Source organism: Acinetobacter sp. MD2(2019) (genome assembly GCF_035615615.1).
Taxonomy (GTDB): domain Bacteria; phylum Pseudomonadota; class Gammaproteobacteria; order Pseudomonadales; family Moraxellaceae; genus Acinetobacter.
Genome location: NZ_VTDU01000001.1, coordinates 54,097 through 78,340, shown reverse-complemented (window position 1 = coordinate 78,340; position 24,244 = coordinate 54,097). Strand labels below are relative to the sequence as shown.

The 24,244-nt window shown below is 39.6% G+C and carries 23 protein-coding genes; 17 read left to right on the top strand and 6 right to left on the bottom strand.

All coding sequences use genetic code 11. The features are described 5' to 3' along the window. Nucleotides 1-24: 24 nt before the first annotated feature. Complete coding sequence (locus tag I2F62_RS00370; protein WP_324625046.1) at nucleotides 25-810, top strand: DUF4198 domain-containing protein; 786 nt, start codon at nucleotides 25-27, stop codon at nucleotides 808-810. Nucleotides 811-915: 105 nt separating this feature from the next. Here I2F62_RS00370 and accC read toward each other — a convergent pair whose 3' ends face one another. From accC to I2F62_RS00340, 5 genes are all read right to left on the bottom strand, one after another. Next, the gene (gene accC, locus I2F62_RS00365; protein ID WP_324625045.1) at nucleotides 916-2,295 is read right to left on the bottom strand and encodes an acetyl-CoA carboxylase biotin carboxylase subunit; all 1,380 of its coding nucleotides are present in this window, start codon (nucleotides 2,293-2,295) and stop codon (nucleotides 916-918) included. Nucleotides 2,296-2,310: 15 nt separating this feature from the next. Beyond that, nucleotides 2,311-2,739 (bottom strand): acetyl-CoA carboxylase biotin carboxyl carrier protein, encoded by a 429-nt coding sequence (gene accB / locus I2F62_RS00360; RefSeq protein ID WP_324625044.1) that lies wholly within the window; start codon nucleotides 2,737-2,739, stop codon nucleotides 2,311-2,313. A gap of 26 nt (nucleotides 2,740-2,765) precedes the next feature. Next, complete coding sequence (gene aroQ / locus I2F62_RS00355; protein WP_324625043.1) at nucleotides 2,766-3,209, bottom strand: type II 3-dehydroquinate dehydratase; 444 nt, start codon at nucleotides 3,207-3,209, stop codon at nucleotides 2,766-2,768. 600 nt (nucleotides 3,210-3,809) lie between these two features. Next, nucleotides 3,810-5,237 (bottom strand): coniferyl aldehyde dehydrogenase, encoded by a 1,428-nt coding sequence (locus I2F62_RS00350; protein ID WP_324625042.1) that lies wholly within the window; start codon nucleotides 5,235-5,237, stop codon nucleotides 3,810-3,812. Between the two features lie 355 nt (nucleotides 5,238-5,592). Continuing rightward, nucleotides 5,593-6,381: a suppressor of fused domain protein gene (locus tag I2F62_RS00340; protein WP_324625041.1), complete on the bottom strand. Its 789-nt coding sequence runs from the start codon at nucleotides 6,379-6,381 to the stop codon at nucleotides 5,593-5,595. Between the two features lie 236 nt (nucleotides 6,382-6,617). Between I2F62_RS00340 and I2F62_RS00335 the strand changes: the two genes are divergently transcribed. After that, nucleotides 6,618-7,346 (top strand): D-Ala-D-Ala carboxypeptidase family metallohydrolase, encoded by a 729-nt coding sequence (locus I2F62_RS00335; RefSeq protein WP_324625040.1) that lies wholly within the window; start codon nucleotides 6,618-6,620, stop codon nucleotides 7,344-7,346. A 52-nt stretch (nucleotides 7,347-7,398) separates the two neighbouring features. Here I2F62_RS00335 and mutS read toward each other — a convergent pair whose 3' ends face one another. After that, on the bottom strand, nucleotides 7,399-10,038 hold the full coding sequence (mutS, locus tag I2F62_RS00330) for a DNA mismatch repair protein MutS (protein ID WP_324625039.1): 2,640 nt from the start codon (nucleotides 10,036-10,038) through the stop codon (nucleotides 7,399-7,401). 373 nt (nucleotides 10,039-10,411) lie between these two features. On the opposite strand from mutS, the gene mobA reads away from it, so the two are divergent. The 15 genes from mobA to I2F62_RS00255 all read left to right on the top strand — a co-directional run bounded on the left by mobA (nucleotide 10,412) and on the right by I2F62_RS00255 (nucleotide 24,232). After that, the gene (mobA, locus tag I2F62_RS00325; protein ID WP_324625038.1) at nucleotides 10,412-10,996 is read left to right on the top strand and encodes a molybdenum cofactor guanylyltransferase; all 585 of its coding nucleotides are present in this window, start codon (nucleotides 10,412-10,414) and stop codon (nucleotides 10,994-10,996) included. Nucleotides 10,997-11,159: 163 nt separating this feature from the next. Further along, nucleotides 11,160-11,900, top strand: coding sequence for a molybdate ABC transporter substrate-binding protein (gene modA, locus I2F62_RS00320; RefSeq protein WP_324625037.1), 741 nt, complete (start codon nucleotides 11,160-11,162; stop codon nucleotides 11,898-11,900). Nucleotides 11,901-11,912: 12 nt separating this feature from the next. Continuing rightward, nucleotides 11,913-12,593 (top strand): molybdate ABC transporter permease subunit, encoded by a 681-nt coding sequence (modB, locus tag I2F62_RS00315; protein WP_324625036.1) that lies wholly within the window; start codon nucleotides 11,913-11,915, stop codon nucleotides 12,591-12,593. 11 nt (nucleotides 12,594-12,604) lie between these two features. After that, nucleotides 12,605-13,276 (top strand): ATP-binding cassette domain-containing protein, encoded by a 672-nt coding sequence (locus I2F62_RS00310; RefSeq protein WP_324625035.1) that lies wholly within the window; start codon nucleotides 12,605-12,607, stop codon nucleotides 13,274-13,276. 182 nt (nucleotides 13,277-13,458) lie between these two features. Next, on the top strand, nucleotides 13,459-14,610 hold the full coding sequence (gene rhlB, locus I2F62_RS00305; protein ID WP_324625034.1) for an ATP-dependent RNA helicase RhlB: 1,152 nt from the start codon (nucleotides 13,459-13,461) through the stop codon (nucleotides 14,608-14,610). 77 nt (nucleotides 14,611-14,687) lie between these two features. Next, nucleotides 14,688-14,981, top strand: a complete 294-nt coding sequence (locus I2F62_RS00300) for a hypothetical protein (RefSeq protein WP_324625033.1) — start codon at nucleotides 14,688-14,690, stop codon at nucleotides 14,979-14,981. An 8-nt stretch (nucleotides 14,982-14,989) separates the two neighbouring features. Then, entirely contained in the window at nucleotides 14,990-15,505 is a 516-nt protein-coding gene (locus tag I2F62_RS00295) for a hypothetical protein (protein WP_324625032.1), read from the top strand. A gap of 286 nt (nucleotides 15,506-15,791) precedes the next feature. Then, nucleotides 15,792-16,490 (top strand): tetratricopeptide repeat protein, encoded by a 699-nt coding sequence (locus tag I2F62_RS00290; protein ID WP_324625031.1) that lies wholly within the window; start codon nucleotides 15,792-15,794, stop codon nucleotides 16,488-16,490. A gap of 228 nt (nucleotides 16,491-16,718) precedes the next feature. Next, entirely contained in the window at nucleotides 16,719-17,294 is a 576-nt protein-coding gene (locus I2F62_RS00285) for a nitroreductase family protein (RefSeq protein ID WP_324625030.1), read from the top strand. A 17-nt stretch (nucleotides 17,295-17,311) separates the two neighbouring features. Then, nucleotides 17,312-18,385, top strand: coding sequence for an NAD(P)H-dependent glycerol-3-phosphate dehydrogenase (locus I2F62_RS00280; RefSeq protein WP_324625029.1), 1,074 nt, complete (start codon nucleotides 17,312-17,314; stop codon nucleotides 18,383-18,385). 58 nt (nucleotides 18,386-18,443) lie between these two features. Beyond that, nucleotides 18,444-18,899 (top strand): phosphohistidine phosphatase SixA, encoded by a 456-nt coding sequence (gene sixA / locus I2F62_RS00275; protein WP_324625028.1) that lies wholly within the window; start codon nucleotides 18,444-18,446, stop codon nucleotides 18,897-18,899. A 180-nt stretch (nucleotides 18,900-19,079) separates the two neighbouring features. Then, entirely contained in the window at nucleotides 19,080-20,090 is a 1,011-nt protein-coding gene (locus I2F62_RS00270; RefSeq protein ID WP_324625027.1) for a quinone-dependent dihydroorotate dehydrogenase, read from the top strand. A gap of 2 nt (nucleotides 20,091-20,092) precedes the next feature. Next, the gene (locus I2F62_RS00265; RefSeq protein ID WP_324625026.1) at nucleotides 20,093-20,686 is read left to right on the top strand and encodes a CvpA family protein; all 594 of its coding nucleotides are present in this window, start codon (nucleotides 20,093-20,095) and stop codon (nucleotides 20,684-20,686) included. 23 nt (nucleotides 20,687-20,709) lie between these two features. Further along, entirely contained in the window at nucleotides 20,710-22,251 is a 1,542-nt protein-coding gene (gene purF, locus I2F62_RS00260) for an amidophosphoribosyltransferase (protein WP_324625025.1), read from the top strand. A gap of 88 nt (nucleotides 22,252-22,339) precedes the next feature. Further along, entirely contained in the window at nucleotides 22,340-24,232 is a 1,893-nt protein-coding gene (locus I2F62_RS00255; RefSeq protein ID WP_324625024.1) for a peptidase M48, read from the top strand. Nucleotides 24,233-24,244 lie beyond the last annotated feature (12 nt).

The window sequence follows — 24,244 nt, the reverse complement described above, 5'->3', positions numbered from 1 at the left end:
CCAATTTTAAATCTTCTTATTAAAATGAAAAAATATTTATATCTTATGTTGTTCGTCAGTGGTTATGCAGTTGCACACGAGCCTTATATTGCACCGCTGGCTTATGTTACTCAAAGTACGCAAGTGCCTATTTTAGCCGGATATGCAGAAGAAGCGTTACAAAGCGAATTTGCACTAAAAAATAATCAACTAGAGGTGCTTTTGCCCAACAATGAGAAGCTACAATTAGACGCCGTTTCAAACAGTAAAGCGGCCACAGTTTTTGATTTAGAGCTAAAACAAGCAGGCACATACACACTGCAAACCAAAGCCAACTTTCCATTAAATTACGTTAACGTGAATAAAGCGTGGCATTTATATTTTAAAGCCAATGCCAATCAAGTTCCGCCAAAAGCACAGCGCGATTTTTATATTCCTACTGATTTTAAAACCGAGCCGAAAACGACCAATATTACCCGTGAATGGTCGGTTGTGAGCTATGTGACAAAAGAGAAAATCTCTACGCCACAAATTGCAGCAACACCCATTGTGCTGAATTTTTCGATCCATCCTAATCAATTGACGCATAACCAAGCTTTGGTTTTAAGCCTAAGCAAAGACAAGCAAGCATTTACCAACGCTGAGGTGCATCTTCGTAAAAAAGGCATGACCGATAAACAAGCGATTGCAGTGCCGGTGGATACGCTTGGTCGTGCAACCATACAATTTCCAGCAGCAGGTGAATATTTAATTGAAGTCGCAGAGAAATTTGATGCTAAGCAACCGCCTAAAAACCAAGTGATGACCATTGCCAGTGTGAATGTAAACTAACACGCAACCAAACTTTGTTGATCAATACGTTTAAAAATTTAGATGAAGTTTAAAACAAAAAAGAAGCGAACAGATCGCTTCTTTTTTGTATGAAACATTGGAGAATTAAGCAGATTTCTCTTCTTTTTTCTCTTCATTGGCTTCAAGTTGTTTAAGCAAATGTTTTTCTAAATAGTGAATATCCATTGCGGTTTCACAAAAAGATTTATCTTGTAAAATTAAGTCTTTATGCAATGGAATATTGGTTTTTACACCCGTTAGAATCATTTCATCGAGTGCTTGTTTCATGCGTGCAATCGACGTTTGACGGTCTTTGCCATGCGCAATTAATTTTGCAATCATCGAGTCGTAATACGGTGGAATGCTATATCCTTCATAAATATGCGAATCTAAACGAATTCCAGCACCGCCTGGCGCATAGAAATGTTCAATTTTCCCTGGAGATGGCATAAATGTGGTTGGATCTTCCGCATTGATACGACATTCAATGGCATGACCACGCACTTCAATATCGTCTTGCTCAAGGTTTAAACCTAAACCTGCGGCAATACGCAATTGTTGTTCAATAATGTCGATGCCTGTCACCATTTCAGTTACAGGGTGTTCCACTTGAACACGGGTATTCATCTCGATAAAGAAGAATTCACCATCTTCAAATAAGAACTCAAATGTGCCCGCACCACGGTATTGCATAAGTTTACACGCATGCACACACGCTTCTAAGATGTCGGCACGTGCTTGCTCTGGTAAATCTGGCGCAGGTGCTTCTTCTAATACTTTTTGATGGCGACGTTGTAAAGAACAATCGCGGTCGTATAAGTGCACTGCATGGCCATTGCCATCTGCAAGAATTTGAACTTCAACGTGACGTGGCTTTTGCAGGAAACGTTCCATATACACGGTGTCATCGCCAAACCACATTTCAGCATCACGCTGAGCCGCTTGAACCGATTCAAGCAATGTGTCTATGCGCTCAACAATACGCATACCACGACCACCACCACCAGACGCTGCTTTTACAATTAAAGGGAAGCCAATTTTTGCAGCTTCTTCTTTGGCATTGGCCGGTGTAACCGCATGCTGAGAACCCGGAACCGTTGGTACGCCAGCTTTACGCATGGCTGTAATGGCTGAAACTTTGTTCCCCATTAAGCGAATATGTTCAGGACGTGGACCAATGAAGATATAGCCTGAGGTTTCAACCATTTCGGCAAATTCAGCATTTTCAGACAAGAAGCCATAACCTGGATGAATGGCATCTGCACCTGTAATTTCTGCTGCGGTCAGCAATGCAGGAATGTTTAAATAACTTTCGCTGGTTGCGCCTGGGCCGATACATACAGCTTCATCAACAAAACGCAAATGCATTAAGTCTTTATCTGCACTTGAGTAGACCCCGACAGTTTTAATGCCTAAGGATTTGCAGGCACGGGTGATTCGCAATGCGATTTCACCACGGTTTGCAATCAATACTTTTTGCAACATGAGCAGTCTCCGTAATTATGCGCGGTAACGGAATAACGGTTGACCAAACTCAATCACTTCGCCATTTTTAACTAGAATTTCTTCAATCACACCACTTTGGGTGGCTTCAATTGGGTTCATAATTTTCATGGCTTCGATAATACCTAAAGTATCACCTGCAGAAACAGTTTGACCCACTTGAACAAATGGTGCTTCACCTGGACTTGGCGCAGCATAATAAACACCAACCATTGGAGAGGTTTCAACCACACCACGTGATTTTGCTTTTGGCGCAGTAGACGCGACTTCAGAAGCAGGAGCGGGCATTGCTGCAACACCCATTTGAATTGGTGCAGGACTACGGCGAGTCAAAGCAATCGATTGGTCACCTTCTTTTACTTCAATGGCTTGAAGGTCAGATTCAATCATCAAATCGATGAGCTTTTTGATTTTACGAATATCCATAGTGTTCGTATTCCTTGGTTGGAAAATTAAGGTTGAAGTGTTGAAAGCGCATGTTGCAGCGCAAAATGATAGCCTTGAGCACCGAGCCCACAAATCACACCTACGGCTTTGTCGCATAAATAAGAGTGATGACGGAAGGGTTCGCGTGCATGTACATTAGAAAGATGTACTTCAATAAAAGGAATATTGACCCCTAATAATGCATCGCGTATGGCCACAGATGTGTGCGTAAATGCAGCAGGGTTAATAATAATAAATTGAATATGTTCAGATTGTGCTAAATGAATTCGGTCAACAAGATCGCCTTCGTGATTACTCTGAAAGGTTTCGAGTTGGCAGTGGTATTGCTGTGCTTGTGAAATAAGTGCTTGATTGATGTCATCTAAGCTTTGGTGCCCATAAACTTCAGGTTCTCGCTTTCCTAGCAAATTTAAGTTTGGCCCATGAATGACCAAAATACGTGAAGTCATGCGTTATGCTCCGATGGTTAAATGCAAGCTTTATTTGTAAGATCCTTGCAAAGTTTGCATATTATGCAATTAAATTCTACCCATTCTATTAATTTTGTAGAGATGATGAAAGAATTATAAAAGCAAAATCTGCGTATATCTTGTAAATTTTTCGATAAAATAACAATGTTAAAAAATGACATTTTTTCTTCTCATTATAAAAAGACGATTTATACCGTACAAAGCTTGATTTGATGATTGAAATACTTAAAGACATAGATTCATTGCAGCAAAACTATTTTGGTTTAATTTGTAACAACTGTATTGAAACTATCGTAATATATTGATTTTTATTGTTAAGTTTAAATATTTTTTTATTTAAAGCCACTTGTTTGTGGCTATTTTGATGTGATTCGATGACGAAACAAAATCATCCCATTAAAATAGCCTAAGCGTTAAAAGAACTCTTTTTATAACATCAAACAACAAAATTCCTGAAAATTTAAACAAATAGGGCAGATTGATTCGGTGTTTTATGGAATTAAATTGACCATTTTGATCAAAACAACTGAATTTTCTCAGTTTAAATGATTAAGCAAACAGCACTTAATCATTTGAACATTAGCGTAAGAACCATTTGTAAATCATTTTTTGGAATTTTGTTCCATAAGGCGGGTAAATAAATTTCATAAAACTGAGTTGAGGGCGAACAAATACAGACTTTGCATGACTAAAGGTAAGGAATCCTTCATAACCATGGTAGCTGCCCAAACCCGATGCACCCACACCGCCAAATGGTAAATCGTCCTGACCGACATGCACCAATGTTTCGTTTAAACAGACGCCGCCACTGTGCGTGTGGGTCAATACATGCTGCTGTTCTTGCGTGTTATTGCCAAAATAATATAAGGCAAGTGGACGTTCACGGTGGTTAATGTAGTCAATCGCTTCATTAATGTTGTTGTAGCCAATAATCGGCAAAATTGGGCCGAAAATTTCTTCTTGCATTAACAGCATTGATGCATCGACACCATAAACTAGAAAATGGCTTAAACTGCGATGTTGTGTTTTTTCGGTGTTATATAGCGGAACGACCGTTGCACCTTTTTCAATTGCATCGTCAAGATAGCGCCGTAAACGCGCATATTGTCGGTCGTTAATGATGCTGGTGTAATCTGGATTTTGTGTAATTTCAGGATAAAACTGATGGACTGCTTTTTGATAATGCTCGATAAAACGTGCTAATTGTGTTTCTGGGACAAATACATAATCTGGTGCAACGCAGGTTTGCCCGCTATTAATAGATTTTCCGAAGGCGATTCTTTGTACAGAGGCTGTGAGGTCGGCATTTTGCCCAATAATTACAGGGGATTTTCCACCTAATTCTAATGTTACAGGTGTAAGATTTTGCGCTGCGGCTTGCATAACGTGTTTGCCGATGGCTGTGGCACCAGTAAAAAGTAAATGATTAAAGCGCAAAGTGGTAAACTCTTGTGCAACTGTGGCATCGCCGACCACCACGTGGACTAAATTTTCAGGGAAAATCTCAGCGATAAGCTGTTTAAAAAGCGCAGAAAAAGTCGGTGTGAACTCACTCATTTTGAGCATAACGCGGTTACCCGCTGCCAATGCCTGACACAATGGGCCAATAGCTAAAAAGAGCGGATAATTCCATGGCACCACAATCCCTACCACGCCAACAGGTTGATACATCACATAAGCTTGTGCCGGTTGAAATAATAAACTGACATGACGTTTACTTGGCTGCATCCATTCTTTTAAGTTTTTTAGCGCATAATTGATTCCCATAATGCTGGGCAGCAGTTCCATTAAGCGCGTTTCGTCTTTACTGCGGTTTCCAAAGTCTTGTTTAATGCTGTTCGCAATTTGCTTTTGTTGTTTGAGTAGTTGCGTTTTTAGTCGTTTTAGCCATTGTTTACGTTCGGCTAAAGTCGGGTTAGGTTGTTTTAGGTATGCTTGTTTTTGTTGTTGAAAGTAGTATTCTAAATTTGCATCCTGCGTTTGATTGGAAAAAGTAGATTGATCCATAATATTTACACAATTCGCTTTAAAATTTCATGCTAGCGGAAAATCTAAAAGAACAATAGTGTGATTTTTATAAAATGTAGGATTTTTGAATAATTCAGTCGTGGTAGATGAGTTGGGTTTAATCCATCCTGTAGCGCTGCGTCTGAATTGATTGTGCAACGAGCTTATTTACCATTGTTCTAATTATATCTTTGAGTATTTGGATCCAAAAAAATGTTGATATCACCATAGTTAATCAGGGCTTGATTAGATGAGAGCCAATTGGTCGTGTGATCGATTTTCGGGGTAGGCTTCTTCATTGCTAAAGAAGCCTTTACAACAGGTTTAAGCAATAAAGCCAGTTCCAATGAATAAACTACTTTAATATTGATTGTCGATCACGATCACTGATTTGCGTTGTATTTGAATCCATCAATTTTTTCAACAATGCATCTCGACCATTTGCAATAGACCATTGCATTTCTTCATCGGTAATAACCGTTGCAACTAAAAACTGCATATTGCCATTTGGTAGTTTCATGCCAATAGGTAAAGGCTTTTGAGCTTTTGCAATCAGCACGTTAATCGTATCATTTTCGCCATCACCCACAGGGATAGCTTCAACAGTTAAGCCATTATTTTTTTCAACTCTAGATAAAAGATCAACATCGTTGATTAAAATAAGATTTCCAACCCATTGCATAAATCTTAAGGGCCATTCTGCATCCTCTTTTGCAATTAAGAGTACTTCGTAGCCATAACCTGCTTTTGTCGAAGATTGGATGATTGGTTTCTTTTTTTGTAACGTGGTTGTAGTCGAGATCACCCGACCTTGTTGATTGTACTCAGTTTCAGTATTTGTCGGAGTGATGGTTGCAGGCATGTCACTATTCGTGAGTCCAAAAGTAGAATAAACCCATAAACCCTTTTTAATTTTATCAGCAGGGATTACATAAAAGCCACCACCCGGCCAAACAGCAAACAAATGGGGTGCTTTCATAATATCATCTGGTAATTTTCCAATATTTGTTTCATAGAAAGCCTGTCTAGCGTTATAAACAGATTGCCATTCTATTTCTTCAGTATTTTTACTCATACTCATTGTTGACGATGCAAGCGTAGTAAATCCTAGTAAAAATTTAATAAGTTTATTTTTTTTAATCACTTATATTCTCAATGTGTGGATGCAAAATAATTATATCAATAAATAATAATGTCAGGCGAGTGAACCTTAACGAGTTGCTCAAGAAAAATGAACCAGTACGATTCAAATTTCAAATGGAGCTATAAGGATTAATATCTGTATACAGATACTCAAAAGCTACATGAAATAGCGAAAACTTCAAAATTAAGTGACAAATTGAAGTAAAATAACAAGGATTTTTTCTAACTTTATTTCTAATGACTCAAGCTGCATATAAGTCGCTTATTTTTACAAGCGTCACAACGGTTTTTTTGGCGAGTTGTACGACAACAACGACACAGCAAGCAGGGCATAATTATTCTCAGACAGGAACACGCATTGAAATTCCTCAAGAGAAAGTATCAACCCAAAGACCAATTCCACAAAAAGTTGTACCTGAATCTTACGTGCAATGGTTGTCTGTAGGTGACCATCGCCAACGTGTATATGAATATGAACAGTTTTTAGCAAAAAACAACGTAGGCAGTATTATTCCTTCTTTTGAGTTGTTACGTACCGCACGAGATTGGCAAAAATGTGGTGTAGACGAATATGCCGTGCCCAATCGAGAATTATGGAATAACCAAATTGCGACCTTGCGCGTTTTCAAATATTTAATTGCCACCAAAGTCTTAACAGATTTTGAGGTCACTTCGGTGTATCGTGATTTGCCGACCAATCGCTGTGCGGGTGGGGCAACCTCATCGCGGCATTTATTTAATTCGGCCATAGATTTTAGAATTGGACCGCAATATCCAAAAGGTTCAGATTTTAGCTTTATTGATGACACCAAATATAAAATCTGCCAATTTTGGTATCAATATGGTCAAAGCTTGAATATGGGCGTGGGCTTATATGCTTCTGGCCAAATTCATATTGATACGCAAGGTTACCGCACATGGGGGCCTAATTTATCGCATGCATCATCTATGTGTAGCGGTTATTAAAAATATGATTTCTAAATAAAAAGAGAGCAATACATGCTCTCTTTTTATTTTGTTACAGTTGCTTTTTTAGCTCGTACAACTGTTCAAGGGCTTGTCTTGGGGTTAAATTGTCGATATCTAACTGGCTGAGTAATTGAGCAACGGGTGAAGCAACTTCCACCTCAACCACTTTTTCTATAATCATGGGTTCCATTGGCTGAGCGGTTTGATTTGACTCTGCAAACAAGTCATTTTGTACGGCGTGTTGTAAATGTTGCTGCTGTTGCTTTTCTAAAATATGTAAGCGTTTTTGCGCATCTTTAATCACATTGCTTGGAATACCGGCAAGTTTCGCCACTTGTAAACCATGACTTTGACTCGCAGGCCCTTGTTGGACTTTATGTAACAAAATTAAATTTCCATTAATTTCTTTGGCGGTTACGTGGTAGTTGTCAATGCCAGTTTCTTTGGCCAGTTCGGTCAGTTCAAAGTAATGTGTTGCAAAAAGACATAAACATTTAATGCGTTTGGTTAAATCGACCACACATGCCCACGCTAAAGATAAGCCATCGTAAGTACTGGTGCCGCGACCAACTTCATCCATTAACACCAACGATTGATGGGTCGCGTGGTGCAAAATTTGTGAGGTTTCAGTCATTTCAACCATAAAGGTTGATTTACCGGTTGAAAGATCATCTGCTGAACCGATGCGAGTAAAAATTCGGTCGATGGGTCCCAATACTGCCGATTGTGCCGGCACAAAACTACCGCAATATGCCAGTAAACAAATTAAAGCGGTTTGGCGCATAAACGTCGATTTACCGCCCATATTGGGTCCAGTCACAATCGCCATGCGGTGATTAAAATCTAACAAGGTATCATTTGGCGTGTACGGCGCTTTATTGAGTGCTTCGACAACAGGGTGTCTGCCTGCCACAATTTTAATGCCAATTTCTGGGCTAAAGCTTGGGCGTGACCAATGGTATAAACGTGCCAAATGTGCAAAGTTACTTAAAACATCAATTTGGGCAATTGCGGCACTCATCATTTGTAAATTGGCAATATTTTCACGTAATGTTTCAAGCAAAGTTTCAAATAACATTTTTTCACGTGCCAATGCGCGCGACTCGCTCGATAAGACTTTATCTTCAAAGCCTTTTAATTCAGGTGTGATGTACCGCTCTGCATTTTTAAGTGTTTGGCGTCGAATATAGTCGGCAGGGGCAAGCTCTGCTTGGGCGCGTGTCAGTTCAATATAATAGCCACTTACACGGTTATAGCCGATTTTTAACGTATTAATGCCAGTGCGTTCGCGCTCTTGAACTTCTAAGTCGACCAAATATTGTCCGGCATGATCGCGAATTTTGCGTAGTTCATCTAGTTCAGAATCATAGCCTTCGGCAATGACATTACCATCGCGGAGTAATACTGGTGGATGCTCTACAATGGCGGACATGAGTTGTTGATGCAAAGCTTTAAAGTCACCCAATTGCTCATCTAGATTTCTTAATAGGCAAGATTCTGATTTAAATAGCGGACTCAAATTCTGACGCAAAGCTGGAATTTCGGCGCAGGCTTGGCGCAATAAGACTAAATCGCGAGGGCGAGCACTGCCTAAGGCCACACGGCTCAGCACACGTTCAATATCACCAATGTTTTTAAGGACATCGCGCAGATTGGCTTCTGCATAGTTATTCATGATTCGATCAATTGCATCTAAGCGTTGATCTAGAATTTTCGTGTCGCGAATGGGCTGCATTAAGGTGCGGCTAAGTAAGCGTCCACCCATGGCTGTCTGGCTGTGGTTGACCAGTTGAAAGAGTGATGTTCCGTGTTCAAATAAGGGATCAATAATTTCTAAATTGCGCCGTGTAACAGGGTCGAGCGCAATAAAATGATGGCTGTGTTCGACTTGAATAGAACGTATATGAGGTAATGCTGTTTTTTGGGTTTCTTTGGCGTAATGAATCAGTGCTGCGGCAGCAGCTTGAGCCAGTGGCAAATGCTCAATGCCAAAGCCTGCAAGTGTACCCACCGAAAATTGGTCACATAAGGTTTTTTTGGCATTATTTAAGTTAAAGTCGACGTTCGGACGTTTGCTAATTGGGCAGTCGAGTTGTTTTTTAATCAGCTCGATAATATTTTGATCGACTAAATCTTCATCAATTAAAATTTCGCTTGGCATTAGTCGGGCTAATTCAAGCGGCAATTGTTCGGGTTTAAATTCTTGTTGTTGAACTTTAAAAATGCTGGCGCTTAAATCGAGGAGTGCCAGACCAATTTGGTTTTGCTGAATGGAAATAGCAACCAAGTTAGACGATTGATAGTTACCCAGTAACGCATCATCGGTTAGTGTGCCGGGGGTTAAGATTCGCACGACTTGACGGTCGACAGGGCCTTTACCGGTCACTTCACCGACTTGTTCACAAATGGCAACAGTTTGACCAGCTTTAATTAAACGCGCCAAATAACCTTCAGCGGCGTGGTAGGGAACACCCGCCATAGGGATGGGTTCACCATTGGTTTTACCACGGTGAGTTAATGTAATTCCTAAAATTTTGGCAGCTTGCTGTGCATCATCAAAGAATAATTCGTAAAAATCGCCCATACGATAAAAAAGTAAAGCATGGGCATGTGCCATTTTTACTTTTAAATATTGCTGCATCATTGGGGTATGCGAAGAGAGATCTGCCAAAATTTTACTGTCAATCATGTAAGTTAAAGCCTTAAATTTGAATCATCAATAAGTTTTAGAAAGTGTTGAGCAGCCGTAACCGGTGTTTAGAACTACGGTACAATTTTAAAATTACAGAAAAATGTGTTGTTGGAATTCTAGTTAAATTGGCTGTAATACGCAAAATTTAGAGATTTTCCAAGCCAATGATTTTATCAAATTGCATAAGATTAATAAAAAGTAATACTGGTCCGAATGTAGAAATAACCAACAAAAGACATGCAATCTTTTTAAAGTGATAAATACTTTTGCAGATGTATTATATTAAATTCAGCGATTGCTTAAAGTATTACAGCGCATAAATCGCTGATGTAATTGCAAGGAAAATACAGATGAGATGGAATGATGCGTTATGGTATTAGGTGGATTGGTTCTTGCCGGTGGACAAGGGCTGCGAATGGGCGGTCAAAACAAAGGATTAATACCATTTAGAAATGGCGATTTAATCGATCCTATGTTGGCGTTGCTTAAAGCAGAATGCGCCTATGTCGCGGTGAGTGCCAATCAAGATATTCAGCGCTATCAACAAAAACAAGTCGATGTTTGGTTCGATGTAGCGCCTTGGAAAAATTGTGGGCCACTGGGTGGGGTTTATAGTAGTTGTTTGCAATTTCCAGCAGAGGTCGACTTAATTCAAGTGCTTCCGTGCGATTCTCCATTTATTTCAAAACAAGTGTTGCAAACGCTATTTAATGCGTTAACGAGCAAACACTTGAATGCTGTTTATGCAAAAACGAGCACGCAAATTTATCCTGTAATTTTTTTATTTAAGCGCGATTTATTGCCGCATTTGAACCATTTTTTAAGCACAGAAAAAAAGCACAGTATTCGTCGTTGGTTATCGCAAGTGCATGCTGAAGCAGTATTATTTGAAGATGAAAGCTATTTTGTGAATATGAATGATATCAAAACATTAGAATCTTATAGAGTAAAGTAACCGCAAGATTAATTGTTTTTCTTAACTATTTTTGTGCTAAATTGCTCTGTGCAGTGGTAAGCGATTGACACGCTTTAGTGTAAGCATGAACGCGTAGAAAGCTAATATGCTTAATTCAAGAGGAACTGCAACTATTTATTGATACAACATGAGTGTTGACGTAATGAAAAAACATCTGCTTTTAGGTTTGGGGATTTGTCTTTTACAATCGACTGCGTGGTCCGCTGAAATTACAGTTGCCGCCGCCGCAAGTCTGACCGATGCATTTAAAGTTATGGCTCAACGCTTTGAAAAGCAAAATCCAAATACCAAAGTGAATGTCACTTTTGGATCTTCAGGTACCATATTGCAACAGCTCCGTTATGGTGCGCCAATTGATGTCTTTGCCAGCGCCGATGAACAAACCATGAACGATGCTGAAAAAATGGCCTTAGTACAACAACAAACACGAACCGATTTTACCAATAACAGCCTTGTTCTGATTACGTCTACAGAAAAACCAGTGCTCGTGAAATCTTTAAAAGATTTAACAAGAAATGATATACAACATATTGCGCTGGGCAATCCTGCACATACGCCCGCAGGTCGTTACGCGCAAGCCACTCTACAAAAACAAGGACTTTGGAATAATCTGCAAAGCAAAATGATTTACACACAAAATGTTCGTCAAGCTTTAGATTATGTTGCACGCGCTGAAACCCAAGCAGGGTTTGTATTTTCATCCGATGTGTTAAGTCAAAAAAGTAAAGTGCGTGTGATTTTTAAAGTACCGACAGAAATTGCGATTCGTTATCCGATTGCTGTGACAAAAACCTCTAAAGATGTTCAACAGGCACAACAATTTATTCGTTATGTTAAAAGTGCTGAAGGGCAAAACATCTTACGTCAGTATGGTTTTCAATAAATCGATCAGGTTATGGATTTAAATGCACTGCATGCCATTTGGATTGCACTTTGGTTGTCCTTAAAGGTTGCCTTTTGCGCGACCGTGGTCAATTTTATTTTAGGTGTGATTGTTGCGGCATTTTTCTTTCGTGTACGTAATAAATTTACCTCGCTGCTTGAAAGCATTTTAACCTTACCGATGGTGCTGCCCCCAACGGTTTTGGGCTACTACTTGCTGGTATGTTTTGGTAGTAATAGTTCTTTGGGGCAATGGCTTGCAAGTATTGGCATTCAAATGGTGTTTAGTTTAAATGGTGCGATTGCTGCCGCAGCACTGGTGACTTTTCCGTTGGTGTTTAAACCCATTCAAGCGGCCTTTGAGCAAATTCCACAAAATATTTTAGATGCCAGTAAAATTATGGGGCTGAATTTTGCACAGACCTTATTCATAATTATTTTGCCAATGGTTTGGGATTCTGTGGTGGCGGGGCTATTACTCGGTTTTGCGCGTAGTTTAGGTGAGTTTGGCGCAACCTTAATGATTGCAGGCAGTATTCCGGGCAAAACCCAAACGATTTCCATTAGTATTTGGGAGGCCGTTCAAGCGGGAAATAACGAGCAAGCGGCGTATTTGGTGCTGATCATCTCTGTCGTCTGTATTAGTATTTTAATGTTGGTTAAAGCATTAAATAAACGTCACTGGAAACAATGATGAGTGCGTCCATGCAATACGATCTGAACATTGTAAAATATGCCGATACAAAAAGAACCCAGCGTATTTTAGCAAGCCAATTGTGTTCTAATTCTTCATCTATTGTGATTATGGGTGCTTCTGGTTCAGGTAAAACGCAATTTTTGAAGTGCTTGGCAGGATTGACACAACCTGAACAGGGACACATTTATTTTCAAGGGCAACTATTTTGTGATACCGAAAAAAAAATTAATATAGCCGTTAAAAAACGCAAAATATCGTATCTATTTCAAGAGTTCGCACTTTTTCCACATTTAACCGTTGCGCAAAATATTGCGTTAGCCCATAACCCGTCAATTTGGGATTTACGTCAAAAAAAAGCTGAAACCATTGCAAAAATTTGGTTAGAAAAAGTCGGCTTGGCACACCTTGCAGATCGTTATGTGCAGGTATTGTCTGGCGGGCAAAAGCAGCGAGTGGCTTTGGCTCGGGCGCTTGCGGCACAGCCAAAACTGTTGCTTTTAGATGAACCATTTTCGGCTTTAGATCAAAACTTAAGACAAGAAATGCGTAAGCTAGTGCGTGATATTATCCGTGAAAACCAACTGCCAATTATTTTAGTGACACACGACCCAGAAGATGCCGATTATTTTGCCGATGAGCTGTGGCAAATGGATTGTGGTGTACTGACTCGTGTTAAGTGATTTTTTATCTTGTTGAAAAAAATAATGTTATTGTAAGAATTGGAAATACAGATTGTATTTGTTAAACGGTATTTTTAGATACGAATGATGTAAAATCAATGCCTTGAAAAATAAATAAATTTCTTTAAGATTTTTGTTTATAATAAGCTCTTATTTTAAAGTGGACATGGGGCAACTCATTTATGCCATCTGGTTTTGAAACCTTAAATTTACACCCACAGTTAAAACAAGCGATTGATGCGCTTGGCTTTACTTCAATGACGCCAATTCAAGAAAAGGTTTTAAAATTTACTCTTGCAGGGCATGATGCTATTGGGCGTGCACAAACAGGTACTGGTAAAACTGCTGCTTTTTTAATTAGTATTATGAATGACTTATTACATAATCCTATTCAAGAACAGCGTTTTCGTGGCGAGCCGCGTGCGCTTATTTTGGCGCCAACGCGTGAGCTTGCATTACAAATTGAAAGTGATGCCAAATTTTTAGCCAAATTTAGCAATTTAAATGTGGTGACACTTTTGGGTGGTGTCGATTTTGACAAACAAAGAAAACAGCTAGACCAAAAATTTGTAGATATTATCGTGGCAACACCAGGACGCCTAATCGATTTTGTGGAACAAAAAGAAGTTTGGTTAGATCAAGTTGAGTTTTTGGTCATTGATGAAGCCGATCGCTTATTAGATATGGGCTTTATTCCTGCGGTTAAACGCATTGTGCGTTATTCACCTCGCAAAGAACAACGTCAAACCCTAATGTTCTCTGCAACCTTTAGCTATGATGTATTGAACTTGGCACGTCAATGGTTATTTGAACCGGTTACGGTAGAAATTGAACCCGAGAAAAAGACCAATGCAGACGTAGAACAACGCGTTTATATGGTTGCGAAGCAAGATAAATACAAATTGTTAAAAGATGTTTTGGCGCAAGAACCGATTGATAAAGTCATGATTTTTGCCAACCGCCGCGATCAAGTGCGTCATCTGTACGATCATTTAAAACGTGATGGTTATAAAGTTGTTATGCTTTCTGGTGAAATTGCACAAGACAAACGCTTGAAAATGTTAGACCAATTTAAAAATGGCGTGAATAACATTATGATTGCAACAGACGTTGCAGGACGTGGAATTCATGTCGATGGCGTTTCGCATGTCATTAATTTCACCTTGCCTGAACAGTCGGACGATTATGTACATCGTATTGGTCGTACTGGCCGAGCTGGTGTGCGCGGTGTGAGTATCAGTTTCTTGTCTGAAGATGATGCTTTTTCTTTACCTGAAATTGAAAAAGCCATTGGACAAAAATTGCCGCTGACACGTTTAGACGGTTACTGCTAAGCTTTTGAAAAATAAAAAATCTCAATCCTTTGGTTGAGATTTTTTTTGCCTGAAATATGCAGAATAGAGTTTTATTTTTGGCAATTCATATTTTACCTCAGGATGTCTTTAAGAAAACACGAGGGTTTACTGATCTACCAAAAGATCTCCAGAATGCCTTGATTAATGATAAGTTGAATTTACAGCCTATGTTACAATCGTGTAATTCCTCTAAATGTAATCTAGTTGAAAATGGAGTTAGTGGTGGTTGGAATACTTGGAAAGGCACAAATGTTAATCCCACATACAAGGCTGAATTAGCGGATATTCAAAAACAGATGAGAGCAAAAGTTAAAAAAGCTATTGATGCAAACCAAGTAAAAAATAAGTGAGATTGAATATGGCATTTTATAATATTAAAAAATTAGAAAATGATTTTGATTATATTGTTGATTCCTACGCTGCTATAAGGGACAGAGAATTATATTACATTGAAAATAGTGAGTTATATTCAGAAGATATCGAGTGTCTGAATATTCTAAAAAATCATGATTTTAATTGGCTTATTGAATCAATGCAGGATTTTTTTCCTAAAACATTTAATCAACTTAAAAATAGACAATTAAAATATCAAGTGGCATTTAGAGAGTCTTTTGCTGAAAGTTCTGAGATAGTTTTTTATCCTTTTTTTTTAATAAATGAAAGAATATATTGGATTACTCTTCCTGCTTATGCTGTGGGTAATATTAGAGAATCCATTTCTCATGGTATGTGTCGTAATTTAGGGGGAGTAATTTGTACAGACTCTTCAACACCAATTTGGGGGCAAACCTTAATTAGTGAGCCAACAAGTTGGCAATCGTTTGATGATTATTTAGGTAAAAAAATAAGAAAAAAGTTATTCAAAGCATTGTGAGTCGAATACCTTATGCCTATGAAGAGGAACATGCAGAAGTACCCCAAAAATACAAAGTAAAAGGCTTTCCAAACCTCCGTGTATTTTTAGATAGTCGTGAGCCAGGAGGACAACAAACAGAATATGATTTATTGCTTACCTGTTATGACTATGATCAAAACATCTATTGGGTTAAAAATGGTGATTTTGAAAACGAACTCTATATTTTGTCAAACCCAGAAACTGCAATAGATGATTACATGGTACATGTATTTTCACAGGTAGAAGGACGCTTTGACTTTGGTCCTTGGGCGGTAAACTCGAAGAAACAGAAATTATTCATCAGATTGAAGAATCTGACGATGATGTTGAAGAAGAACCAGAAGGCATTCCGCTACTTGATCCTGAACTTGCCGCTAAACTGGGAAATACACCTGCACAAATTAAACTCGGTGTGGACTATAGTTTAGGGCGAAATGGTATTGAAAAAGATCCAAAACGAGGGCGAGATTGGTTTTGGCAATCTGCCAAATTCGGAGATTTACTTGCACAATACAACTGGGCTAGCTATTGGTCGAAAGAGCCTGTATATGTTGAAACAGAATTGACATCAGCTTTGTTAGAATCCTTACAAATGCAGGGAAACTTAGCTGCAACCTATATGTTGGGCGTATTTTCAGAGGACGGTGTGGATGGAACCGAACAATCTTATCCATTGGCGGTGCATTTTTATACGTGTGCGGCAGAACAAGGCTTTGCGCCTGCAATCAATAATCTTGCAGATAAGTACGAAAATGGTTTAGGGGTTGAACAAGATTTATCAAAGGCTTTGGCATTATATACTCAGGCTGCGGAACAAGAAATTGGGGCAGCACAGTGGAGCCTAGGCTTAATGTATTTAGAAGGCAAAGGTGTCAAACAAGATCAAACTAAAGCAAAACAGTGGCTAGAAAAAGCTGCTGTGAATGGTTGGGACCAGGCAGTAGAGCTTTTAAAATGCTTATAAGTTTTGAATATTATCACGAAGTGAACTGTAGTGGGCTTGTCGGAGATCACTTGAATATCCCATATCTTATATTGTATTAAATATTTGAGAACTTAGTTATATATGCTGCCTGAAAACCAAGTTTGGTTACGTCTTAAATACTTAAAATTTACCGATTTATCTAGAGTTCAATTTTTAGAATATGCTAATCTACTCGGTCAGGTTTAAATGAGAAAGATGAAAAAATTCATGACGAATACGCTTGTAGATAGACTTCATGACACCATTAGTCAGCGACAATCGGTGGGGCATTTGGTTGCGCCTGCACCTAATCAACAGCAGTTGGCTTTGGCTTTTGAGGCAGCTTTGGCTGCGCCAGATCATCATCGTTTAAAACCAACCCGATTTGTTATTATTCCTTCTGAAAAAAGAGCTGCTTTTGGCGAATTGTTGTCAAACTCACTTGCCAGTACTGAAATGGATCCGGTGCAGATTGATCGGGTGAAAAATCATCCTTTTCGTGCGCCATTGTTGGTTTTGGCATTAACCACTTTGCAAGATCATGCAAAAGTTCCACATTACGAGCAAATTTTAAGTTCTGGCGCGGTCATCGAAAATTTCTTATTGTCTTTACAAGCGCAAGGTTTTGCGAGTATTTGGCGCACTGGTGCGGTGAGTGAATCGAATGCGTTAAAACACGCTTTAGGTTTGCAACACAGAGACTTAATTGCTGGAATTATCTATATTGGTACAGCAGATAAACACATGCCAGCCCGACAAAAAATCAATATTGATGAATTCGTTAGCACTTGGTCAGACGCGTAAAAGATAAGAGTAAAAATATGTCAGAATTGAACTTTGCAGATTTAGTCCAGCCGTCAAATACCGACCAAACTACAGCATTACGTGTGACTGTGTTAGGTGGCGGTAGCTTTGGGACAGCAGTTGCCAACTTGGCAGCACGAAACGGTTGCCAGACCAAATTGTGGATTCGTGATGCAGCAACCGCAGAAGAAATGCAGCAAACCCATGTAAATAAAAAATATTTGCCAGATTACCCACTCGATGCACGTTTAAATGTCCTTTCAGATTTAGAACAGGCTGTGCGTGAGTGCGATTTAATTTTAGTGACCATTCCAAGCCATTCGTTTAGAAGTGTAATTAAAAAAATAAAGCCATTTATTTCTGCACAAGCGATTATTTCCTTAACCAAAGGTATTGAGGCAGAAACCTTTTGTTTTATGACTGAAATTATCCGTGAAGAATTGCCTGAAATTCCTTATGGTGTGCTGTCTGGGCCAAACTTGGCCAAAGAAATTATGGCCGGCATGCCTGCAGGCACCGTAATTGCAAGCCATTCAGAATTGGTCCGTTCTGCCGTGCAGCAGGCATTACATAGCGCTTTATTTCGAGTGTTTGCAAGCGATGACGTGCATGGTGTGGAATTAGGTGGTGCGCTCAAAAATATTTATGCTGTTGCCATGGGAATGGCGGTTGCACACAACGTGGGTGAAAATACCCGCAGCATGATTTTAACGCGTGCCTTGGCTGAAATGAGCCGTTTTGCTGTTGAACTGGGTGCAAATCCACTAACCTTCTTAGGGCTTTCGGGGGTTGGCGATTTATTCGCGACCTGTAATAGTCCGTTAAGCCGGAACTATCAGGTTGGTTTTGCTTTGGGTAAAGGCAAAACGTTACAACAAGCCACTGAAGAATTAGGCCAAACCGCTGAAGGCATAAATACCATTGTGCAAGTGCGTACCCGTGCAAAAGCGCTCGATGTGTATATGCCAATCACCAATGCATTGTATGAGGTGATTTTTGAAAATGCGCCGCCTTTATCTATTGCTTTGGCTTTAATGAAAAATGGCCACCGCAGTGATGTTGAATTTGTGCTGCCACATCAGCAACTGTAAACATCGTTAAATATTACTGAATTATTCTTTTTAAACTTTTGTTGTTTTAGGGTTAGATATGCAACTTACTTTGGTTCGCCACGGCGAAGCCGCACCTGCAATAAATGGGAACGATATTAAACGACCGCTGACGCCAAGAGGGCATCAACAAGCGGAGCAAACGGCGCACTTTGTTCAGCAAAAAGTCCAGCCCGATGTTTTTGTGGTGAGTCCGCTATTGCGTGCCCAAGAAACATTGGCGCATATTCAGCAGCAATTTACAGATGTACCTGTTTTAATTTGCGATGGAATTAAACCCGATGATGATGCTGAAGTTGCTGTTGAATGGTTGTCTAAATTGCCTTACGAGTCGATTGTGGTGGTGTGTCATATGAATGTTGTGGCGTATATCGAAGAGATTTTGCTTGAGCAAAACTTCCATGCATTTGCCTTGGCTGAAGCACGTATCTATGAACAAGCTGTGATTGCACAAGGCTTATCTACGCAACAAGCGTCATTTATACCATCGGTTTAAGTGCAGTTTAAATTTGAGAAAGTACAATCGCTTTCTCAAATTGATGAAATATCAAAGTTATTGACTGAATTAGCATCGAGTTAGTTACGAAACGTATAAATAAAGCGTTGTAGAGCATAGCGTTTTTTTATTGTCATGCCTATAATAAGCCAAACTCAAATCTATAGACTTGATGACGTTATGATGTATTCTCTGGCTCGCCCTTTGTTGTTTTCCTTAGCACCAGAGCGTGCGCATGATCTTACATTATCTTGGTTGAAAACCGGACATAAGATCGGCCTTGTGAACGCCGCATTTATTTCAAAACCCGTAACGTGTATGGGCATTGAATTTCCTAATCCTGTGGGTTTGGCTGCAGGTTTAGATAAAAATGGCGCGTATATTGATGCACTTGCTGCATTAGGTTTTGGTTTTATTGAAATTGGAACCATTACACCACGTCCTCAAGCGGGTAATCCGCAACCTCGTTTATTTCGACTTCCAAAAGCCAAAGCAATTATCAACCGTATGGGCTTTAATAATGACGGTGTCGACAAGCTGGTTGAAAATGTAAAAGCTGCGCGTTTTAAAGGTGTTTTGGGTATTAATATTGGTAAAAATGCCGACACGCCAGTTGAAAATGCCGTGGATGATTATTTAATCTGCCTCGAAAAAGTCTATAATTACGCCTCTTATGTCACTGTTAATATTTCATCTCCCAACACAAAAAACTTACGCAGTTTACAAAGCGGTGAAGCATTAACGCATTTACTTGCAACCTTAAAGCAACGTCAAGCAGAACTTGCTGAAGAATATGGACACTACGTTCCTTTAGTTCTTAAAGTTGCCCCAGATTTAACCACCGATGATATTGCCTTTATCGCCAAACAACTTTTAGCCTATAAAATTGATGGTCTGATTGTCACCAATACCACACTTTCGCGCGATGGCGTAGAAAACTTGCCTTTTGCAAAAGAAGCGGGTGGGTTGTCGGGTGCGCCTGTGTTCGATAAAAGCACAACCTGTCTTAAAAGTTTTGCCGCCGTTTTAAAAAATCAAATTCCATTAATTGGTGTGGGTGGTATTTTATCTGGCGATCAAGCCCATTTAAAACAGCAAGCGGGCGCAAGTTTGGTGCAGCTTTATAGTGGTCTTATTTATACAGGTCCGAAATTAATTCAGGACAGTGTAAAGGCGATGCATACAGCATAAATATGAATGTCATTGATATTGTCTTATTCATTGTATTGATCATTGGGGGGTTAGGTGGTTTGCGACAAGGACTGATAAAATCCTTGGCCAACCTAATCGGCTGGATCTGCGCACTGATATTAGGTGCGCGATATACAAATGATTTGGCGCCATATATGACAGGATTAAGCCATGATGCAGTGGTGCAAAAAATTGCTGCATTTGCTTTTATTGTTTTAATTATTGTGGTTGTAACCTGGTTAATTTCGGCAATTTTTAATAAATTACTGAGTTCACTGAAGTTAGGGCCGCTTAACCGTTTGGCTGGTGGTATTTTTGGTTCATTAAAAAGTTTATTGATTGTGTTAATCACCATGCAAGGTGTGCAACCGTGGGTGCAAACCGCCCAATCTTGGAAGCAGTCAAAAATGGTGCAAACGCTTTTACCGTATGCGCCGTTGGCAACCGAGCTTTCTAAAGAAATTGCAAGTGATACAATTGAGCATATGAACCAAGGAAAATCACCGAGTGAAACTTCTTCTGTTGAAGAAAAACCTGATCAGATTACGTCTAATAAACATGAATCTGGTCATTCAGCAGAAAACCCTTTTAATTAATCCAAGCTTTTTGCGAGGTTGCTATGTGTGGTGTTGTTGGAATTGCTGGACAAGCTCCAGTTAACCAATTGTTATTTGATGCTTTAACGATGTTGCAACATCGTGGGCAAGACGCAGCAGGGATTGTAACCTGTCACAATGGACGTCTTTTCTTGCGTAAAGATAACGGTTTGGTTCGTGATGTTTTCCATACGCGCCATATGCGCGCCTTGCAGGGTAATTATGGTATTGGACATGTGCGTTATCCAACCGCTGGTTCTTCAAGTAGTGCTGAAGCGCAGCCATTTTATGTAAACTCACCGTATGGGATTACATTGGCACACAACGGTAACCTAACCAATGCCGATGAAATTCGCCAAGATTTGTTTGAAACAGATTTGCGCCACATGAACACAGATTCTGACTCAGAAGTCTTGTTAAATGTGTTTGCGCACGAATTACAAAAACTTAGAACGCTACATCCAACCGCCGAAGATATTTTCTATGCGGTGCATCGTGTACATCAGCGCTGCCGTGGTGCTTACGGTGTCGTGGCAATGGTTACAGGTCAAGGACTGGTTGGTTTCCGCGATCCAAATGGTATTCGCCCATTAATTTATGGTTCACGCGAAAATGAGCAAGGGCAAAAAGAATATATTATTGCCTCTGAATCGGTAGCGATCACAGCGCTCGGCTTTAAAGTCGAGCGTGATATTGCACCGGGCGAAGCAATTTATATTAACGCTGAAGGCGAATTATTCTCTAAGCAATGCGCAAGCGATCCAAAATATTTCCCATGTATTTTTGAATACGTTTACTTTGCTCGTCCAGATGCCACCATCGATGGTATTTCGGTGTATAAAGCGCGTCTTAAAATGGGTGAAAAGTTGGCCCATCGTATTTTGGATGAATGGACTGCAGAACACGATATTGATGTGGTAATTCCAATTCCAGATACCAGCCGTACCTCAGCATTAGAACTTGCTAATGTATTGGGTGTGAAATTCCGTGAAGGATTCATGAAAAACCGTTATATTGGGCGTACGTTTATTATGCCGGGTCAGCAGCAGCGTAAAAAATCGGTGCGTCAAAAGCTTAACCCCGTTGAACTTGAGTTTAAGGGCAAAAATGTTTTGTTGGTAGACGATTCGATTGTACGCGGAACGACTTGTAACGAAATTATTCAAATGGCGCGCGATGCGGGTGCGAAGAAAGTCTTTTTTGCCTCTGCTGCGCCAATGGTCAAATACCCGAATGTTTACGGGATTGATATGCCTGCCAAAAATGAATTAATCGCTTCCAATCGTAGTGTTGAGCAGATCCGTGAAATTATTGGTGCAGATCGCTTAATTTTCCAAGATTTAGAAGATTTAAAAGAAGCCATTCGCATTCCAAAAGTACCAGAAGTGGTTGAATTTGACTGCTCTGTTTTTGATGGTATTTATGTGACAGGCGACATCGATGAAAACTATTTAGATGCTTTACAGCGTAGCCGTAGTGATTTGGCCAAGAAAAAGAAAGATGGTTATATTGATGTAAATATCGATGCATCTTCTGTAGATTTAACTGGCATTCATGGCGATTAAGTTTTCTTAAAGCTAGACATAAAAAGCGGGAATTTCCCGCTTTTTTATTCTAAGATTACAATGCCCAAAAGCATGAGGTGGTTTAAAATTGGCAGCAAATACATTTTTTTCACATCATCAAAAAAATCTGTTTTGGCCAACAGCCATTTGTTTGGTTGCAATCTTGATCACCCTTATTGTATTGAACTTCTCTTTTGGCTTGTTTGTACATTATTTGGAACCAGAACAATCGGTTTTTTGGTACAGCTTTAGCCCGATTGTTCTGCTCGTCATTTTAGGTATTATGACGGGTTCTGTGCTTTACGAAGTTTATGTTTTTCGTGAAGGTGGGCATTCGTTGGCAAAGCAATTACATGCGCGCTATGTCAATGCCTTAGAAAGCACACCCGAAGAAATTGCTGCAATTAAAATTATTGAGCGATTCGCGCAGCAATTTAATGTAAAAACACCGAGCTTGTATGTATTGCCCGATGAGGTTGGGGTTAATGCCTTGACCGCAGGTGTTCAAGCAAGTGATACCGTGATTATTATTACTTGGGGCGCGCTACAAAATTTAGATGAACTTGAGTTATATGGATTGTTTAGTTATGCGTTTTATCAAATTTTAAGTGGTGAAACTCAGCAAAATACACGGTTAAAAATTTTATTTAGTAGTCTGACAACCTTTAATCAGCTCGGTAGTAATGTTGCTCGCTTAGGGTTTAAGCCGTATCATCAAAAAAAACAAAACAAATTTGAAACCATTTTAGTCGCATTAGGCGGCATTATTTGGCTTATGGGAAGCATGGGCTTATTTATTTCTCGCCTAATTAAATTTATCACCTTGTCTGGGCGAACGTTTAAAAATGACGATTTAACCAGCCAAATGATTGATAGCGAAGCCAATATCCAAACTTTATTAAGGATTTATGTGCATCATGCAGGGTCGCAAATTCATAGTCCATATTCTGAATCTGTGGCACATATGTGCTTCGCCAATTCATTAAGTCCCCAAAGTTGGCTGAACATTCACCCAAGTATTGAGCGCCGAATTTACGAATTGAATCCAAGCTTGTTGGAAGATTTACAATTAGAAAACTTAAAAAAATTACGCAGCCAACCGTGGTCAAGCTTATTTACACCGTTTGACGATGAAAACACGCCAGAAATTCATTTGGTTTGGTCTGCACCGCAACCGCTACCGCTGTTGCGCTTATCACCAATTAGTTTTTCAATGAAAGATGCCATTAAGCCTTTAAATCCGAGCATTCGCGCCAATATGGTTCGACCAGAGCAAATTAATCGCGCTCTGCAAACTGCAACAGGTTCCAGAGAAGTTTTGGTGGCAATTTTAATGATTCGGCAATATCGCGAATACATCCCAAAGGATGCGCCAGTCAGTCAAGCGCTAATTGATGCATTGTTGAGTATTGATGGTCGCCAGCACGTACAAATTTTTTATGATGCTTGTGATAACATTCAAACCATGCCAGCCAGTTTTGCGCGACAGTTTTTAACCAAATTGGCGTATATTGTGCAAGCCGATGGTGAAATTGGACTGTTAGATGGGTTGTTGCTAGAACGGGTGAAATATCAACTGGATTTATTGCCAGAGCGAATGCCTGCCGCCTATGATGAAGTATTGCCTGAGGTAATTCGCTTAATGGATGCGTTGTTGCATGTGCAGCAAATTAACAGCAGCCATCAGCTTGAAGCCAGAGAAAAAATGCTGACTCAATTACTTAAAACGGAAAATCTTGAGCAATATCAAGATATTTCTGATGAACCGATAGATTTGGGTGAAATTTTACAAGATTTGTCTGGCTTACTTTTACGCGACCGTTTAAAGATTTTGGGCATTGCCGAACAGTGTCTGTGGAATGATCGTGTAATTACACAAGACGAGCTAGATATGCTACAACTTTTATATTGGCGACTGGGTTTTAATACCGATGAAATTGTAGATCATATTCTGAAAAAAAATAGCATTATGATTGTGTAGCAATTGGGCAGT

Bases quoted from the DNA above. Each gene is read 5' to 3' on its own strand.
- I2F62_RS00370 (WP_324625046.1), top strand. From the start codon at position 25: ATGAAAAAATATTTATATCTTATGTTGTTCGTCAGTGGTTATGCAGTT.
- accC (WP_324625045.1), bottom strand. From the start codon at position 2,295: ATGTTGCAAAAAGTATTGATTGCAAACCGTGGTGAAATCGCATTGCGA.
- accB (WP_324625044.1), bottom strand. From the start codon at position 2,739: ATGGATATTCGTAAAATCAAAAAGCTCATCGATTTGATGATTGAATCT.
- aroQ (WP_324625043.1), bottom strand. From the start codon at position 3,209: ATGACTTCACGTATTTTGGTCATTCATGGGCCAAACTTAAATTTGCTA.
- I2F62_RS00350 (WP_324625042.1), bottom strand. From the start codon at position 5,237: ATGGATCAATCTACTTTTTCCAATCAAACGCAGGATGCAAATTTAGAA.
- I2F62_RS00335 (WP_324625040.1), top strand. From the start codon at position 6,618: ATGACTCAAGCTGCATATAAGTCGCTTATTTTTACAAGCGTCACAACG.
- mutS (WP_324625039.1), bottom strand. From the start codon at position 10,038: ATGATTGACAGTAAAATTTTGGCAGATCTCTCTTCGCATACCCCAATG.
- mobA (WP_324625038.1), top strand. From the start codon at position 10,412: ATGGTATTAGGTGGATTGGTTCTTGCCGGTGGACAAGGGCTGCGAATG.
- modA (WP_324625037.1), top strand. From the start codon at position 11,160: ATGAAAAAACATCTGCTTTTAGGTTTGGGGATTTGTCTTTTACAATCG.
- modB (WP_324625036.1), top strand. From the start codon at position 11,913: ATGGATTTAAATGCACTGCATGCCATTTGGATTGCACTTTGGTTGTCC.
- I2F62_RS00310 (WP_324625035.1), top strand. From the start codon at position 12,605: ATGCAATACGATCTGAACATTGTAAAATATGCCGATACAAAAAGAACC.
- rhlB (WP_324625034.1), top strand. From the start codon at position 13,459: ATGCCATCTGGTTTTGAAACCTTAAATTTACACCCACAGTTAAAACAA.
- I2F62_RS00295 (WP_324625032.1), top strand. From the start codon at position 14,990: ATGGCATTTTATAATATTAAAAAATTAGAAAATGATTTTGATTATATT.
- I2F62_RS00285 (WP_324625030.1), top strand. From the start codon at position 16,719: ATGACGAATACGCTTGTAGATAGACTTCATGACACCATTAGTCAGCGA.
- I2F62_RS00280 (WP_324625029.1), top strand. From the start codon at position 17,312: ATGTCAGAATTGAACTTTGCAGATTTAGTCCAGCCGTCAAATACCGAC.
- sixA (WP_324625028.1), top strand. From the start codon at position 18,444: ATGCAACTTACTTTGGTTCGCCACGGCGAAGCCGCACCTGCAATAAAT.
- I2F62_RS00270 (WP_324625027.1), top strand. From the start codon at position 19,080: ATGATGTATTCTCTGGCTCGCCCTTTGTTGTTTTCCTTAGCACCAGAG.
- I2F62_RS00265 (WP_324625026.1), top strand. From the start codon at position 20,093: ATGAATGTCATTGATATTGTCTTATTCATTGTATTGATCATTGGGGGG.
- purF (WP_324625025.1), top strand. From the start codon at position 20,710: ATGTGTGGTGTTGTTGGAATTGCTGGACAAGCTCCAGTTAACCAATTG.